This window comes from Microbacterium sp. HJ5, assembly GCF_054824025.1.
This window is the reverse complement of the sequence record NZ_JSYE01000001.1, coordinates 86464-101613: the sequence shown is the minus strand read 5'-3', so window position 1 is coordinate 101613 and position 15150 is coordinate 86464. Positions and strand designations below refer to the sequence as shown.

17 protein-coding genes and 1 pseudogene are annotated in these 15150 nt (G+C 69.8%); 5 read left to right on the top strand and 13 right to left on the bottom strand.

Annotated elements, in window-relative coordinates:
- Positions 1 to 403 precede the first annotated feature (403 nt).
- From ccsB to OB08_RS00515, 6 genes and pseudogenes are all read right to left on the bottom strand, one after another.
- The gene (gene ccsB / locus OB08_RS00540; RefSeq protein WP_461471028.1) at positions 404 to 1453 is read right to left on the bottom strand and encodes a c-type cytochrome biogenesis protein CcsB; all 1050 of its coding nucleotides are present in this window, start codon (positions 1451 to 1453) and stop codon (positions 404 to 406) included.
- Between the two features lie 5 nt (positions 1454 to 1458).
- Positions 1459 to 3228 (bottom strand): cytochrome c biogenesis protein ResB, encoded by a 1770-nt coding sequence (gene resB / locus OB08_RS00535; protein ID WP_461471026.1) that lies wholly within the window; start codon positions 3226 to 3228, stop codon positions 1459 to 1461.
- Positions 3209 to 4012, bottom strand: coding sequence for a cytochrome c biogenesis CcdA family protein (locus tag OB08_RS00530; protein WP_461471032.1), 804 nt, complete (start codon positions 4010 to 4012; stop codon positions 3209 to 3211). Before OB08_RS00530 ends, resB begins: the two co-directional genes overlap by 20 nt.
- Before the next feature lie 29 nt (positions 4013 to 4041).
- On the bottom strand, positions 4042 to 4668 hold the full coding sequence (locus OB08_RS00525; RefSeq protein ID WP_461471024.1) for a TlpA family protein disulfide reductase: 627 nt from the start codon (positions 4666 to 4668) through the stop codon (positions 4042 to 4044).
- Entirely contained in the window at positions 4668 to 5297 is a 630-nt protein-coding gene (locus OB08_RS00520; RefSeq protein ID WP_461471022.1) for a histidine phosphatase family protein, read from the bottom strand. Before OB08_RS00520 ends, OB08_RS00525 begins: the two co-directional genes overlap by 1 nt.
- A 42-nt stretch (positions 5298 to 5339) precedes the next feature.
- Positions 5340 to 6040: pseudogene (locus tag OB08_RS00515) on the bottom strand (DedA family protein).
- Between the two features lie 179 nt (positions 6041 to 6219).
- Between OB08_RS00515 and aspS the strand changes: the two are divergent.
- Positions 6220 to 7560 (top strand): aspartate--tRNA(Asn) ligase, encoded by a 1341-nt coding sequence (gene aspS / locus OB08_RS00510; RefSeq protein ID WP_461471020.1) that lies wholly within the window; start codon positions 6220 to 6222, stop codon positions 7558 to 7560.
- 125 nt (positions 7561 to 7685) lie between these two features.
- On the opposite strand, the gene OB08_RS00505 is transcribed toward aspS, so the two are convergent.
- From OB08_RS00505 to OB08_RS00485, 5 genes are all read right to left on the bottom strand, one after another.
- Positions 7686 to 7946: a glutaredoxin family protein gene (locus OB08_RS00505; RefSeq protein ID WP_461471018.1), complete on the bottom strand. Its 261-nt coding sequence runs from the start codon at positions 7944 to 7946 to the stop codon at positions 7686 to 7688.
- A gap of 15 nt (positions 7947 to 7961) precedes the next feature.
- Positions 7962 to 8255, bottom strand: coding sequence for a rhodanese-like domain-containing protein (locus OB08_RS00500; RefSeq protein WP_461471016.1), 294 nt, complete (start codon positions 8253 to 8255; stop codon positions 7962 to 7964).
- Positions 8256 to 8334: 79 nt separating this feature from the next.
- Positions 8335 to 8433 carry a 30S ribosomal protein bS22 gene (locus tag OB08_RS00495; RefSeq protein WP_003792170.1) on the bottom strand — a complete coding sequence of 33 codons (99 nt, stop codon included), beginning with the start codon at positions 8431 to 8433 and terminating at the stop codon, positions 8335 to 8337.
- Between the two features lie 82 nt (positions 8434 to 8515).
- The gene (locus OB08_RS00490) at positions 8516 to 8707 is read right to left on the bottom strand and encodes a helix-turn-helix domain-containing protein (protein ID WP_461470992.1); all 192 of its coding nucleotides are present in this window, start codon (positions 8705 to 8707) and stop codon (positions 8516 to 8518) included.
- Between the two features lie 121 nt (positions 8708 to 8828).
- Positions 8829 to 9758, bottom strand: a complete 930-nt coding sequence (locus tag OB08_RS00485) for a TetR/AcrR family transcriptional regulator (RefSeq protein WP_461470990.1) — start codon at positions 9756 to 9758, stop codon at positions 8829 to 8831.
- A gap of 106 nt (positions 9759 to 9864) precedes the next feature.
- Here OB08_RS00485 and OB08_RS00480 point away from each other — a divergent pair, with 106 nt between their 5' ends.
- Entirely contained in the window at positions 9865 to 10773 is a 909-nt protein-coding gene (locus OB08_RS00480) for an ATP-binding cassette domain-containing protein (protein ID WP_461470988.1), read from the top strand.
- Positions 10770 to 11576 (top strand): ABC transporter permease, encoded by an 807-nt coding sequence (locus OB08_RS00475; protein ID WP_461470986.1) that lies wholly within the window; start codon positions 10770 to 10772, stop codon positions 11574 to 11576. The genes OB08_RS00480 and OB08_RS00475 overlap by 4 nt, the downstream gene beginning before the upstream one ends.
- A 45-nt stretch (positions 11577 to 11621) precedes the next feature.
- Here OB08_RS00475 and OB08_RS00470 read toward each other — a convergent pair whose 3' ends face one another.
- Positions 11622 to 12026 carry an ArsR/SmtB family transcription factor gene (locus OB08_RS00470; RefSeq protein ID WP_461470984.1) on the bottom strand — a complete coding sequence of 135 codons (405 nt, stop codon included), beginning with the start codon at positions 12024 to 12026 and terminating at the stop codon, positions 11622 to 11624.
- Positions 12027 to 12105: 79 nt separating this feature from the next.
- Between OB08_RS00470 and OB08_RS00465 the strand changes: the two genes are divergently transcribed.
- Together OB08_RS00465 and OB08_RS00460 are read left to right on the top strand one after the other, a co-directional pair.
- Positions 12106 to 13545 carry a TrkH family potassium uptake protein gene (locus OB08_RS00465; protein ID WP_461470982.1) on the top strand — a complete coding sequence of 480 codons (1440 nt, stop codon included), beginning with the start codon at positions 12106 to 12108 and terminating at the stop codon, positions 13543 to 13545.
- Complete coding sequence (locus OB08_RS00460; protein ID WP_461470980.1) at positions 13538 to 14209, top strand: potassium channel family protein; 672 nt, start codon at positions 13538 to 13540, stop codon at positions 14207 to 14209. Before OB08_RS00465 ends, OB08_RS00460 begins: the two co-directional genes overlap by 8 nt.
- A gap of 19 nt (positions 14210 to 14228) precedes the next feature.
- Here OB08_RS00460 and proC read toward each other — a convergent pair whose 3' ends face one another.
- Positions 14229 to 15071, bottom strand: a complete 843-nt coding sequence (gene proC / locus OB08_RS00455) for a pyrroline-5-carboxylate reductase (protein WP_461470978.1) — start codon at positions 15069 to 15071, stop codon at positions 14229 to 14231.
- Between the last annotated feature and the right edge of the window lie 79 nt (positions 15072 to 15150).

Here is a 15150-nt window from a genome sequence, read left to right as displayed (position 1 = left end):
GTCGATGCGGCCAGCGCGGTCGTCGGGCCGGAGACGGTCGCGACGGGCGCGGTCAGGCCGAGGCCGACGACGATGGCGGTCGCATAGGCGACCACACCGAACGCCGCGCTCCTCGAGCGCTTCCGTCCCTCTCCCACAACCATGACGCGCCTGTCGATCGTTTTGGACAACGTGACAACGCGCCGGTGTACTCATTCCGCTACGCGGCTCCCCCGAACCCCGGCGACCCCTGAATCTCAACCCCGAACCGCTCGAGACCGGATCACGCCGCGAGGCGGACCCGCTGAATAAGCGGTTCGCGGCAGACGCTAGACCCGACGCGAGCCCGTCGTCAAGTGGTCCGCGAGATATTCGTCCGACGCGAGGGACATGCCGTCGGCGGCATGCCCGCCCGGAATCCGCGTCAGCTCAGGCCGGAGTAGGCGTGCAGGCCCTTGAAGAACATGTTGACGATCGTGAAGTTGAAGATCACGGCGGTGAAGCCGATGATCGACAGCCACGCCGACCGTGAACCCCGCCAGCCCCGCGTCGCACGAGCGTGGATGTACCCCGCGTAGAGCACCCAGATGACGAACGTCCAGACTTCCTTCGTGTCGAAGCCCCAGTAGCGCCCCCAGGCGTCGTTGGCCCAGATCGAGCCGGCGATGAGGGTGAACGTCCAGAAGATGAAACCGAGGATCGCGAAGCGGTACGCCAGCGACTCCAGCGCGTCCGCGCCCGGGAGCGTGCGCAGGAAGCGGGGGCCCGTCTTCACAGGCTGACCGGATGCCTCCGCCGCCGCGGCCGCGATGGTGCGACGCTCACGTCGCGCCTGCATCAGCTGCATGACCGAGAGTCCGAACGCGAGGGCGAACAGTGCGGTCGCGAGGGACGCCACGAACACGTGGATCACGAGCCACACCGACTTGAGCGGGTCCATCAGCGGCACGATGTCGGTGTAGAACCAGATGGCCGTGCCGCCGAGCAGCACCACGACGAGCCCGGTGATGAACGTGCCCAGGAACCGCAGGTCATAGCGGAGAAGCACCGCGAGGTAGACGGCGATGATCAGCATCGTCCCCGTGAGCGCGAACTCGTACATGTTCGACCACGGCACACGGCCCGCCGCGATGCCCCGCGTGACGTCGGCGCCGACGTGGAAGAGGAACCCGAGGACGGTCAGCGACGTGCCGATGCGTGCCCACAGCAGTCGGGGGCGGTCGCCCGGACGGGCGTCGAGCGCCGCCTCGGCGGCCCTCTCCTGCGCAGCGACCGAGGCCGCGGCATCCGCTCGCCCACCGCCGGCTGCGACCAACTCACGGACCGAGGCGTCCTTCGCGTCGACCGAGGCGGCGCCGCGGCGCGCGAGATCGACGGCGTAGGCGACGAACGCGAGCGCATACACGGCGATGGCCGTCCACACGAGGAGCACCGACACCGAGTCGAGCGAGAGGGCGGTCGTCGTGTCGGGCATGGTCCTCAGTCTACTTTTCGGGTCTCGGGGGTGTCGTCCTTCGGCGCACCGGCCGCTGCCCGCGGCGCGGCGTCCGTGGTCAGCGAGGCGCCGTGCCGCTGGGCGAACTGCATCACCGCGGCGTCGAGGGTCGGGTCCTCTCCACGGGCGAGGCCCGCGTACTCGAGGCGGAGCGCGCGCCCCTGGGTCGTCGCCTTCACCCACATGCGCCGACGCGGCACGAAGAGCGCGGCGAGCAGGCCCGCGGTCGCCATCACCGCGAACACGAGCACCCACGTGGCCGCGGTGTCGCGATGGATCGAGAGCGACACGTACCGCTTGACCGACTCCTCGTAGCCCTGCGCGCCGGCGGGCGAATCGTTCTCGAACGTGATCGTTCCGTAGCCGCCCGGCAGGTCTGCCGTCTCGCCCGGGGCGAGCTCGATCGGCTCGACGTCGGTGCCGCGGCCGGCCAGCTGCGTCATCTCGGACGGGTCGAGGGTGTACACCGAGCGCGGCGTGCCGTCGTCGATCCCGAGGTCGCCCGCGAAGACGTTGAGCGACAGGACCGGGTTCACCAGAGCGGGGTACGCCGATGCGAACGCTCCGGTGTGCAGCGGCGCCTGCGTCGGGTAGAAGAAGCCCTGCAGCGCCATCTGCTCCGGGGCGCCGGCGGGATCGCGCAGGCCGTCCGGGATCTTGACGACGCCGAGCGAGGTCATGAACGTGTCCTGCGGGAGGAACGGCACCGACTCCGAGAAGACGACGTCGCCGTCGGCGTTGCGCACCGTCAGCGTGGGGGCGTAGCCGTTGCCCATGAGGTAGATGCGGTCTCCCGCCATCTCGAGCGGCTGGTTCACGCGCACCTCGCCGCTGGACGGCTCCTCCCCCGCGTACTGCGTCGTGAGGTTCGCCACGAAGTCGCCGGCCTGACCCTGGCCAGGCTCGCCGAGCGGCTGGTACTCGACGTCGAAGCGGTCGAGCGTCAGGGCGTAGGGCTCGAGCGACTCCTCGTCGAAGAAGCGTCCCGGGTTGAAGGAGGTGTAGTCGAGCATCGTGTTGACGAAGGTGCGCCCCTCGATGATGACCGTCTGCCCGGTGTGGGTGAACCCGCCGCCGATGCCGACCGCGAGAAGCACGCCGACGAGCGCCGCGTGGAACACCAGGTTGCCCGTCTCGCGCAGGTAGCCGCGCTCGGCGGACACCGACAGGGTCGCGCCCGCGTCGTACCGCTCGACGCGGTAGCCGGCCCTCTTCAGCTGCGCCTGCGCGGCCTCGATCGCCGACGACGCCGCCGCCGGCGCATCGGCGTCGGCAGCGAGCTCGACGACCTCGGTGCGGTGCACGTCGAGCCGCGACAGCCGTGCCGGCGTGCGGGGCGGGCGGGCGCGCAGCGCCTTCCAGTGGTGCTTCGTGCGCGGGATGACACACCCGATGAGCGAGACGAACAGCAGGATGTAGATCGCGGAGAACCAGGGCGACGCGTAGACGTCGAAAAGGCTCAGGTTGTCGAGCACCGGCGCCAGGTCGGGGTTGTCGGCGAAGTACTGCGTGACGCCGTTCGGGTCGGCGCTGCGCTGCGGCACGAGCGATCCCGGGACCGCGGCGATCGCGAGCAGCAGGAGCAGCACGAGCGCGGTGCGCATCGACGTGAGCTGCCGCCAGCCCCAGCGGATCCAGCCGACGAAGCCGAGCGCCGGCTGGTTGATGTCGCCGGATGCCGCCGACTCGGCGTGGTCCGCGGGGCGCAGCGGGTCGGCGGTCTCGACGTCTGCCTCAGAGCGGGAGCGGGACACTGGCGAACACCCCCTGCAGCTGAGCCATGATCTGCGTCCAGACGCCCGTCACCATGAGCAGGCCGAGCGCGATGAGCAGCGCACCGCCGACGATGTTGACGGCGCGGATGTGTCGGCGCACGAACGACACCGAGCGGGTCGCCCACCCGAAGCCGAGGGTGAGCAGCACGAACGGGATGCCGAGCCCCAGTGAATACGCGAGCCCGAGCGTCGCGGCACGCGCGGCCGAGCCCGAGTCGAACGCCATCGTGAGGATCACGGCGAGCGTGGGTCCGATGCACGGCGCCCAGCCGATGCCGAGCGCGATGCCCAGCAGGGGGGCGCCGATGAGCCCGAGGTTGCCGCGCACCTGCGGCCGCGCGATGCGCTGCGCGAGGCCGAAGACGCCGATGAAGACGAGCCCCATCGCGATGACCACGACGCCCAGCACCCGGGTGATCGCATCGGCGTACTCGATGAAGAAGCGGCCGAGCGTGCCGCCGAGCATGGCGACGCTGACGAACACGAGCGTGAAGCCCGCGATGAAGAGGAGGACGCCGAGCAGAAGCTTGCCGCGGGTGGGCGCGGGATCCGTCTCCTGCTTCACCTCCACAGCGCTCGCAGAATCCCGCGAAGCTCGCAGCCCTTCCGCGGAATCCTGCGGGATCGGCGCAGATCTGCGAGTTTCGCGCGGTGACACCGCCCCGCCGATGAAACCCAGATACCCGGGCACGAGCGGGAGCACGCACGGCGAGAGGAACGACAGCAGACCGGCGAGGACCGCGATCGGCACGGCGATCAGCAGCGAGCCGTCGGCGACGAGGTCGGCCGGGGTCACGACTCGTCCAGCGCGTCGCGCACGAGGGTCTGCAGGATGGACGCGCTCTCGAGCTGGCCGATGATGCGCGCGGCGACGCGGCCCTCCTTGTCGAGGACCAGTGTCGTCGGCGTGGCGTTGATGGGCGTCTTGTCGGCGAACGCGAGCTTGATCGCGCCGTCCTGCGCGGCCATGAGGCTCGGGTAGGTGATGCCGTACTGCTCCGCGAAGGCGGTCGCCGTCTCGGGCGCATCGCTGGTGTTGACGCCGATGAACGAGACGCCCTCGCCCTCGAACGACGTGTAGGCGTCTTCCAGCGACGACGCCTCCGCCCGGCACGGACCGCACGCGGCGTACCAGAAGTTCACGACCACGACGTCGCCGGCGACGTCGGCGCTGCCGAGCGCGTCGCCCGCCTCAGTCGTGCCCTCGAACTCCACCGGCTCGGTGCGCTCGCCCGCGGGGATCTCGACGACCTGCAGCCCGTTCGCCGCGATGAAGCCCTTGTTGTCGCCGGCGCGGTACTGCTCGGCGAGAGGGTCGTTCGTGCACGCCGCGAGTCCTGCGATCAGGCCCAGGGCGAGGAGAGCGGATGCCGCGCCCCGCCCCCGTCGCGCGATCCGCCGCCGCCGAACCGAATCCATCACACCGCTCCCACGTCGACCGAGCCCGACAGCGACGCCGGCTCGGCATAGGCGACCTCGGCCCAGGTGCCGTCCTGCATCTCGAAGCTCGTCACGCTCGACAGCGCGCAGCGTCGCGCGCGAGGGTCGTGCCGCAGCGGCTGCGCGGCGACGGCGAGGTGGGTGATCCAGATCGGGAGCTGGTGCGACACGATGACGACGTCACCCGATTCCGCGGCATCCCACGCCTCCGTCATCGCCTTGTTCATGCGGCCCACCACGTCGGCGTACGGCTCGCCCCAGCTCGGGAGCGCGGGCTTGCGCAGGTGGCGCCAGTTCCACGGGTTGATGAGGGCCTGCGCCATGCGCCGCCCCTCGAAGACGTTCGTCGGCTCGATGACGCGCTCGTCGATGCGCGGCTCGAGCCCGAAGAGCTCGGTGAAGGGCTCCGCCGACTCCTGCGTGCGCTGCAGCGGTGAGCACACGAGTGCGGTGACCGGCCGGTCGAGGGCCTGGATGTACTCGGCGGCCTGCCGTGCCATGCCGCGTCCGTCGGTCGAGAGGCCGAACCCGGGGAGTCGCCCGTAGAGCACGCGGCGGGGATTGTGGACCTCCCCATGGCGCACGAGATGGAGGCGATCGGCGGGCACCCGACCAGTCTACGGTGGCCTGGTCTGTGGGGCCGCTGAGCGTCAGTCCGTGCGCGAGGAGGCGAGCTCGCGCTCGCCTGCGCCCTCGTCCGGACCGGAGCGACGGGATGCCGCGACCACGGCGCGCGTGCGCACGAACACGAACCACGCCACGGCCAGCGCGACGGCGCCGATCACGACGTACTGCAGCACGTCGACGTACTGCTCGACGACGTGCCACGACTCGCCCAGCAGGAACCCGGCCATCACGAACACCGTGTTCCAGATGAGGCTCCCCGCGGCGGTGAGCAGCGCGAACCGCCACACCGGCATGCGCGTGACGCCCGCCGGGATCGAGATGAGACTGCGGAAGATCGGGATCATGCGCCCGAAGAAGACGGCCTTGCCGCCGTGCCGCTCGAACCAGGCCACGGTGCGGTCGATGTCCTCGGGGTGCAGCAGCGGCACGCGCGCAGCGATGCGCCGCAGGCGGCCGACGCCGAGCCAGGCGCCGAGGCCGTAGAGAAGAAGGCGCCGACGATCGAGCCGGCGGTGGTCCACGCGAGCGCCTCGAACAGTGTGAAGGAGCCGGAGCTCGCCGCGAGGCCCGCCATGGGCAGCACGACCTCGCTGGGCAGCGGCGGGAACAGGTTCTCCAGGGCGATAGCGATGCCGGCGCCCGCGGGACCGATGACGTCCATGAGGGAGACGGACCAGTCCAGCAGCGCGGAGAGCCATGAGGTGTCGGGGGAGGTTTCGGTCATCGGGGGCTTCGCTCTCGGTGATCGGATGCCGCGGCCCGGCCGGGGCGGCTCCCTCGACGCTACGCGAGCCACGTGTGCCGATCCTGGGTGCTGACCCCCGGATCTGCGGGAGGGCCGCCCTCCCCGCGGGCGATCGGCCGGGCACGGGGCGCAGGATCGCCCACGTAGACTGATCCCTCGTGAGTGAACGCGTCCTCGTGAACCAGCTTTCCGGCCTCGCCGACGGCCCCGTCTCCGTCTCCGGATGGGTCGAGACCGTCCGCGATCAGAAGAAGGTGCAGTTCGTCATCCTCCGGGACGAGACGGGTGCCGTGCAGCTGGTCAACCCGGCTACGCGCCCGGCCGAGGACGGCAGCGAGCAGGACGCCGGCGCGCTCGCCCTGACCGACCTCATCTCGAACCTGTCGACGGGCACGTTCCTGACCGTCACGGGTGAGCTCAAGCACGACGAGCGCGTCAAGCTCGGGGGCGTCGAGATCAAGATCGGCGCGCTCGACATCGCGGCTGCCGCGTTGCCCGAGACTCCGATCGCCGCCGACTCCGGCCTCGACAAGCGCATGGACTGGCGGTTCCTCGACCTGCGCCAGCGGCGCAACAACCTGATCTTCCGCGTGCAGACGACGCTCGAGCACGCGATGCGCACGTACTGGATCGAGCGCGACTACATCGAGGTCCACTCTCCCAAGCTCATGGCCTCGGCGTCCGAGTCCAACGCCGAGCTCTTCGAGGTGCCCTACTTCGAGGACAAGACGGCGTACCTCGCGCAGTCGCCGCAGTTCTTCAAGCAGATGGCGCAGGTCGCCGGCTTCGGCAAGATCTTCGAGGTCGCCCCGGCATTCCGCGCCGACCCGTCGTTCACGTCGCGCCACGCGACCGAGTTCACCAGCGTCGATGCCGAGATCAGCTGGATCGACTCGCACGAGGACGTCGCCGCGATGCAGGAGGAGCTCCTCCAGACCGCGTTCCAGGCGGTCAAGGACAAGCACGGCGCCGAGATCGAGGAGCTCTTCGGCCTCGAGGTGCAGGTGCCCACGATCCCGTTCCCGCGCATTCCGCTCGCCGAGGCCCGCGAGATCGTGAAGGGCCGCGGCTACGACATCCCCCGCACCGACGGCGACCTCGACCCTGAGGGCGAGCGCCAGATCTCCGCGCACGTCGAGGAGACCTACGGTCACCAGTTCGTCTTCATCGCCGACTACCACCCCGAGATCCGCGCGTTCTACCACATGCGCGATGAGCAGACCGGGCTGACGAAGTCGTACGACCTTCTCTTCAAGGGCGTCGAGATCACGACCGGAGCGCAGCGCGAGCACCGCGTCGACGTGCTGATCGAACAGGCGAAGGAGAAGGGCCTCGAGCCCGAGCACCTCGACTTCTACCTCGACTTCTTCCGCTACGGCGCCCCGCCGCACGGCGGGTTCGGCATGGGCCTCGCGCGGGTGCTGATGCTGCTGCTCGGTCAGGACTCCATCCGCGAGGTGACCTACCTGTTCCGGGGTCCGACGCGCCTCGCGCCGTAGCCCACGGACACCCGCGTGAGCGCCGGCTTCCGCAGGTCGGTCGAGCCGGGGCCGTGGACGGAGCGCGTGCGCGCGATGGTCACCGGCGTAGGCGCCGCTGACGCCGGAGATCGCCCTCGGGGAGCTCAGCTCTCGACGCTGTGAGCGAGCAGTGCCTCGCGCAGCCGGTCGGGCGACACGCGCCAGTGGCCGTGCAGTTCGTCGTCGATGAGGACGACCGGGATCTTCTCCCACCACAGCGCATGCAGCGCCGGGTCGTCGGCGATCGAGAGCTCTTCGACGTCGACCATGTCTTCGGGCAGCTCCGCCACGACGGTCTCGACGACCTCGCGTGCGACCTCGCACAGGTGGCAGTCGGGCTTGCCGATGAGGGTGAGGCGGGTCATGTCAGCGCCCGGGACTCACTGCTCGACGGGATAGCCGGCCGCGATCCACTCGTCCGTGCCGCCGTCGACGTTCGCCGCGTCGTAGCCGCGCGCGCTGAGGGCCTCGACCACGCGGGCCGAGCGGCCGCCGACCTTGCAGATGACCGCGAACGCTCCGTCCGGCAGCTCGTCGAGATGCTCTCCGAGCGTCGACATGGGCAGGTTCACCGCGCCGGGCACGCGACCACCCTCGTACTCCCACGTCTCGCGGACGTCGACGACGGGCGTGCCGGGGTTCTCGCGGAGCTGGTGGACGGTGATCGTCTGCATGACGGCCTTTCGTATCGCGGAAGCGGGCTCGCATACACGAAGCGCCCATCCGAGGACAGGCGCTTGGTGTCGGTGCCGCTTACTTCTTGTTGCGGCGCTGGTGGCGAGTCTTGCGAAGCAGCTTGCGGTGCTTCTTCTTCGCCATGCGCTTGCGGCGCTTCTTGATGACTGAACCCACGGAAAACCTCACAATGTCGGGGTCTGGGCGCGACGCGTGCGCGCCCGGGAACGGGCAGATGCGGAAAATGCCTCGGGACAGTCTAGCCGACGTCGGCGATGGGCCGTTGCAGGGCGTCGGTGACGGCCGATTCCGGGACCCGGTAGCTGCGGCCGAAACGGACCGCGGGAAGCTCGCCCGAGTGGACGAGGCGGTAGACGGTCATCTTCGAGACACGCATGAGCTCGGCGACCTCGGCGACCGTCAGAAAGCGCACGTCGGGCAGTTCCGGCATTTCAATCCCTTTCCCCAGAAAGCTGGGACTGTTTCCTCTCCCCAAGAGTGATGTGCACACTCTAGAGGTGCGGAGGGACGCGTGTAAACCTGTGTGACTCGTGATGTTCAGGAAAGCGCCGTCACCGCTCGCCGCGAGCGCGCGCACGGCGCTCCCGGGCATCGCGCGCGACCTGGCGCTCGATCTTGCGGGCATCGCGCAGCGCCTTCTCGGCCTCGCGCACGGCCTTCTGCGCCTCACGGAACTTCTTGTCGTCGGCGATGTCGCCGTCGTCGAGGGTCACCCACGTCGGGCTGCTTCCGCGCCGCGATGCCGGATCCGTCGCGATGTATGCGGCCACGCCGTCGAGACCGCGTTCGAGCGCGAACGAGAACGGATCGGACTCGTCGAGGAAGACCCCCGACTCGATGGCCGCGCGCAGGTGGGGATACGCGTCCGCCGTGATGAGCGAGCGGAAGAGGGCGTCCTCGTTCCGCGTGATGGTCTCGCCGTCGAGCCCTCCCTCCCGCTCGACGCGCGCGTAGCCGGCGAGGATCGACCCGGCCCAGTGCGCGGTGCCGGTGACGAGCAGCATGACCGCCAGTCGTTCGTCGTAGGTGAGGTCGGTCTCGGCGAGCGCGCTGAGCCCGGCATCCATCCACGCGGCACTGTTGGGCGTGGCCGGCACTCCCGAGATGGGGATGTCGAGCACCCAGGGGTGGCGCAGGTAGTGCTGGAGCTGCTCGCGATAGAGGGCTTCGAGACGCTCACGCCAGCCGCCGGCCTCGCGCGTCGCGTCGGACGGGGCGCCTGTCGCCTCCTCCTGCATCAGCAGGACGAGGTCGTCCTTCGCGCTCACATACCGGTAGAGCGACATCGGGGTGAAGCCCAGCTTCGATGCGACCGCGGCCATCGACACCGCGGCCAGTCCCTCGGCGTCGGCGATCTCGACCGCCGCCTCGACGATTCGCTCGACGCTCATCTCGCGCTTCGGCCCGCGCTGTGGATTGGCGGCGACGCCCCACGCGAGGGCGACCCCGCGCGGAAGCTCGATGTCGGTGGCATCGGTCATGGCGTCAGTCTAGGACTGTTTAGTGCGTAAACAGTGTGTTACTGTCATAAACAGTTTGCGGCGTACACAGGCCGTGACACTCGTACACAGAAGAGAGGGATGCCTCATGACCAGCCCCCACGGCGGCCCTGCGATCGAGATCCGCGGGTTGCGCAAGTCCTTCGGCACGCAGGTCGTGCTCGACGATCTCGACCTCACGGTCGCGCGCGGCGAGGTGTTCGCGCTGCTCGGTCCCAACGGAGCGGGCAAGACGACGACGATCAACGTGCTCACCTCGCTCAACCGCCCCGACGCGGGCACCGCGACGGTCTGCGGCGTCGACGTCGCCGAAGACCCCGACGGAGTGAAGCGTCGCATCAGCCTCACCGGGCAGTCCGCCGCCGTCGACGACATGCTCACGGGCACGGAGAACCTCGCGATGCTCGGTCGCCTGTCCGGATTGTCGGGTCGCGCCGCACGCAGCAGGGCTGTCGAGCTGCTCGCCCGTTTCGATCTGACGGATGCCGCGGCCAAGCGCGTGGGCGCCTACTCCGGCGGCATGCGCCGGCGGCTCGACCTCGCGCTCAGCTTCGTGGTGACGCCGGAGGTGCTCTTCCTCGACGAGCCCACGACAGGTCTCGACACGCGCAGCCGACGTGAACTGTGGGACGTCATCCGCTCCATCGCCGACGCCGGCACCACGGTGTTCCTCACCACTCAGTACCTCGAAGAGGCCGACCACCTCGCCGACCGCATCGCCGTTCTCGACGGCGGCCGCATCGTGGCCACCGGCACGGCGGCGCAGCTCAAGGCGCGCATCGGCGGAGACACCGTCGAGCTGCACGACCTCCACGGCGACCTGATGCACGAAGTCCCGACGGACGGCACGGTCTCGGGACTGCGCGCCGCACTCGACCAGCTCGACGAATCGGGCGCGGAGGGCGTCGTATCGCTGCGCCGGCCCAGCCTCGACGACGTCTTCCTGGCGCTCACCACGCCGGACTCCCGCCCGGCCTCGGTGAAGGTGATCGCATGAGCGCGCTGACCTCGGCGCCGGCGGCGCCCGCCCTCCGCCCCCGCATCGGCGGCCTGACCGCGGAGCGCGTGTTCCTCGGCCGGAGCCTGCGCCACTCGCTGCGCGACGGCGAATCGCTCCTGATGGCGATCATGCTCCCCGTGCTGCTGATGCTGATGTTCACGTACGTCTTCGGCGGCGCGATCGACCCGTCCGGCGGCTACGTCGACTACGTCGTGCCCGGCATCATCCTGCTGTGTGCCGGGTTCGGCGCCTCGAGCACGGCGGTCTACGTCGCGAGCGACATGAAGGCGGGGATCATCGACCGCTTCCGCACGATGCCGGTGCGCGCGAGCGCGGTGCTGACCGGTCACGTGATCGCCAGTCTGCTCCGCAACCTCGTGGCGACCGGGCTGGTCGTGTGCGTCGCGCTGCTCGTCGGGTTCCGCCCGACTGCGGACGTGTGGGGCTGGATCGGCGCCGTCGGCATGATCGCGCTGTGGATCCTCGCGATCACCTACCTGTTCGCGGCCCTGGGCCTCGCGAGCGGCAGCCCGGAAGGGGCGAACGCGTACGGCTTCATCATCCTGTTCCTGCCCTACCTGTCGAGCGCGTTCGTGCCGGTCGGCACGATGCCCGAGTGGCTGCAGTGGGTCGCCGAGAACCAGCCCGTCACGCCGATCATCGAGACGATCCGCAGGCTGCTGATGGGCACGCCGCTCGACGCCCAGGCGTGGTGGGGCATCGGGTGGTGCCTGGCGATCCTGGTGTTCGCGGTCGCGTGGGGAGGCTGGCTGTTCCGCCGCAAGGCGGGGCGGCGCTGACTGCTCGCCGAAGCGGTCCCGGTGCGCCGGGGCCGCTTCGCCGTGTCAGCGGCCGGGCAGCTTCTTCAGGGCGTTCTCGATCGCGTACTTCGCCGAGGCTGCGGCCCGACCGACGACGTCCGCGGCGTGCGCAGCCGAGTCGGGGAGCCCGGACCCCGCGTACTGCGGGGCGTCCTCGTCGCCGAGGAAGGGGACGAGCCAGTCGTCGACCTCGTCGAGGGGCTCGGCCGACAGGCTGTAGTAGCGGTGCTGGCCCTCCTCGCGCACCGAGACGAGGTGCGCCTCGCGCAGCACCTTGAGGTGCTTCGACACCGTCGGCTGGCTCGCTCCGAGCTCGTGCACGATGTACGACACGCTCGTGCCACGCTCCCCCGCGGCGGCGCGATCGAGCAGGAGTCGCAGGATGTCGCGACGCGTGCCGTCCGCGATCACGTCGAAGATGTCCGCCATGTGCTCAGATTAGTCAAGAGCCCCGCGGAGTACCATGAGGACGATTCCGCCGGACCCGTGATCTCAGGGAGGACACCGCATGTCGGAGGGCAGGCGCGTGTCCGGAGTCGGCCGACTGCGAGCGCTGGGCCACGAGGTCTTCGACTTCTTCCGCGATCTCACGCAGCGCTCCCCCGCCCGGTTCGCGATCATCATCTTCCTGTCGCTGATCCTCGTGTTCACGGGGCTGTTCTCCCTCCCCATCGCCGCCGCCGACCGGCAGGTGACCCCGTTCGCGGACGCCTTCTTCACCGCGGTGTCGACGATCTGCGTGACGGGCCTCGCCACGGTCGACATGGCCACGCACTGGTCGCCGTTCGGGCACGTGCTCGTCTTCGTCGGCGTGCAGATCGGCGCCCTGGGCGTCCTGACCCTCGCGTCGATCCTCGGCCTCGTGATCTCGCGCCGGCTCGGGCTGCGCGCGAAGCTGATCGCGGCGAGCGACTCCAACCCGCTGCGCACGCACGGCGGTCCGGTCAACGAGGGGCAGACCGTCCAGCTCGGGCAGATCGGCTCGCTCCTGGCCACCGTCGCCCTGTCGACCCTCGTGATCGAGGCGATCGTCGCGATCCTGCTCTATCCGGGGCTCCTCGTCGCCGGCGTCCCGTGGCAGGTGGCGCTGTGGGAGGCGCCCTTCTACGCCGCCATGGCCTTCACCAACACCGGCTTCACCCCGAACGCCGAGGGTCTCGAGCCCTTCGCCCACGACTACTTCTTCCTGACCGTCCTGATGTTCGGCGTCTTCCTCGGGTCGATCGGCTTCCCCGTGATCTACACGCTCCGCCGGCAGCTGTGGCACGTGCGCAAGTGGTCGCTGCACACCAAGCTCACGCTCATCACGACCGTCGCCCTCTTCTTCGCGGGCGGCGTCGCCTTCCTCGTGCTCGAGTACGACAACCTGCTCACGCTCGGCACGCAGGACGCATGGGACACGACGTTCCAGGCGTTCTTCCTGTCGGCCATGACGAGATCCGGCGGGTTCGCGATCCTCGACATCGGCGAGCTCAATCAGTCGAGCCTGCTCGTGGCGTGCATGCTCATGTTCGTCGGCGGCGGCTCCGCGTCGACGGCCGGCGGCATCAAGGTCACCACGCTCGCGGTGATCGCGCTCGCGGTGTGGTCCGAGGCGAAGGGCCGCGCCTCGAACCAGGTGTTCGGCCGCCGCATCCCGAGCGATGTGCTGCGCGTCGCGCTGTCGGTCGTCGCGTGGGGAGCCACCATCGTCGCGATCTCCACGATCATCATCACGCAGATCACCAAGGCCGACCTCGGCGACGTCCTCTTCGACGTCATCTCCGGATTCGCCACGGTCGGGCTCTCCACCGGACTCACGGCGCAGCTGCCCGACAGCGCCATCTACGTCATGGCCATCACGATCATCATGGGTCGCGTTGGTACAGTGACTCTCGCCGCGGCCGTGGCCGCGTCGTCCCGATCGCAGCTCTACTCGCTGCCCGTGGAAAGGCCCATCGTTGGTTGAACGGATCCGCAGCGACGCTCCCGTCCTGGTGATCGGGCTGGGGCGCTTCGGCGCCGCCTGCGCCGGCGAGCTCGACCGGCTCGATCGCGAGGTGCTCGCGATCGACGACAGCCTCGAGCTCGTCCAGAAGTGGTCCGAGCGCGTGACGCACACCGTGCAGGCCGACGCTCGCAACATCGACGCCCTCAAGCAGATCGGCGCCCAGGACTTCCAGGTCGCCGTCGTCGCAGTGGGCTCGTCGATCGAGGCATCCGTCCTCATCACGGCCAATCTGGTGGACCTCAAGGTGCCGCAGATCTGGGCCAAGGCGGTGTCGCAGTCGCACGGCAAGATCCTCGCCCGCGTCGGGGCGAACCACGTGATCTACCCCGAGCGCGAGGCCGGCGAGCGCGTCGCCCACCTCGTGAGCGGCCGCATGCTCGACTTCATCCGTTTCGACGACGACTTCGTGCTGGCCAAGATGTACCCGCCGAAGTTCATCCGCGGCGTCGGCCTCAACGAATCCGGCGTACGCACGAAGTACAACGTGACCGTCGTCGGCGTGAAGAGCCCCGGCAAGCCCTTCCGCTACGCCGAGGCCAACACCGTCGTCACCAACCACGACCTCATCATCGTGTCGGGCACGAACTCCGACATCGAGCGCTTCGCCGCACTCGACCGCTGAGCGGCACCGCGGCGCGGGCCTACGCGCCCGCGGCCAGCTCCTTCGCGCGAGCGAGCGCGGCATCGGTCGCCCGGGCGAAGACCTCGTCGAGACGGGCCTCATGCAGGACGGCGACGGCGCGCTCGGTCGTTCCCTTGGGGCTCGTGACGCGCCGCCGGAGCTCGGCAGGATCGACATCGGATGCCTCCAGCAGCGCCGCAGCCCCGATGAAGGTCTGCTCGGCCATGAGCCGGGCGTCGGCCTCGGAGAACCCCTTGCCGACGGCCGCCTTCGTGAACTCCTCCACGACGAGGAAGAAGTACGCGGGTCCGGAGCCGGAGATCGTCGACAGCGCGTCGATCTGCGACTCGGGCACCTCGACGACGGAGCCGACGGTCTCGAACAAGCGCCGGACGACGGCGACCGCCTCCTCGTCGGCGGTCGACCCGGCCGCGAGGCCGGTCACGCCGCGGCCCACGAGCGAGGGCGTGTTGGGCATGGACCGCAGCACCGCGATCTCGTCGCCGAGGATCGACTCGAACGTCGAGATCGTCACGCCGGCGGCCAGGCTCACGACCGTGGTTCCGGGACGCAGGGCAGGCGCGATCTCGCGCAGGAGATCGGGGACCATCGCGGGCTTGACGCCGATCAGCACCACGTCGGCGGCGGACACGGCATCGGAGTTGCCGGTCGGCTGCGCCTCGAGCGCGATGCTCGTCACACCCTCGAGTCCGTCGAGTTCTGCGGCCTTCGCCGCGCTGCGGTTGGTGGCCGTGACACCGCCGCCGGCCAGGCCGGACCGCACGAGCCCGTGGAGGATCGCACCGCCCATCGAGCCGGCTCCGAGGATCGCGATGGGGGGCAGGGCGGGCGTGTCGGTCATGGCGCCATCCTACGAGCGGCCGTCGCACTGTTGACCCGGCCGCCCGTCACTGGGACGATGTGTCCCGAATGGCGCGCCG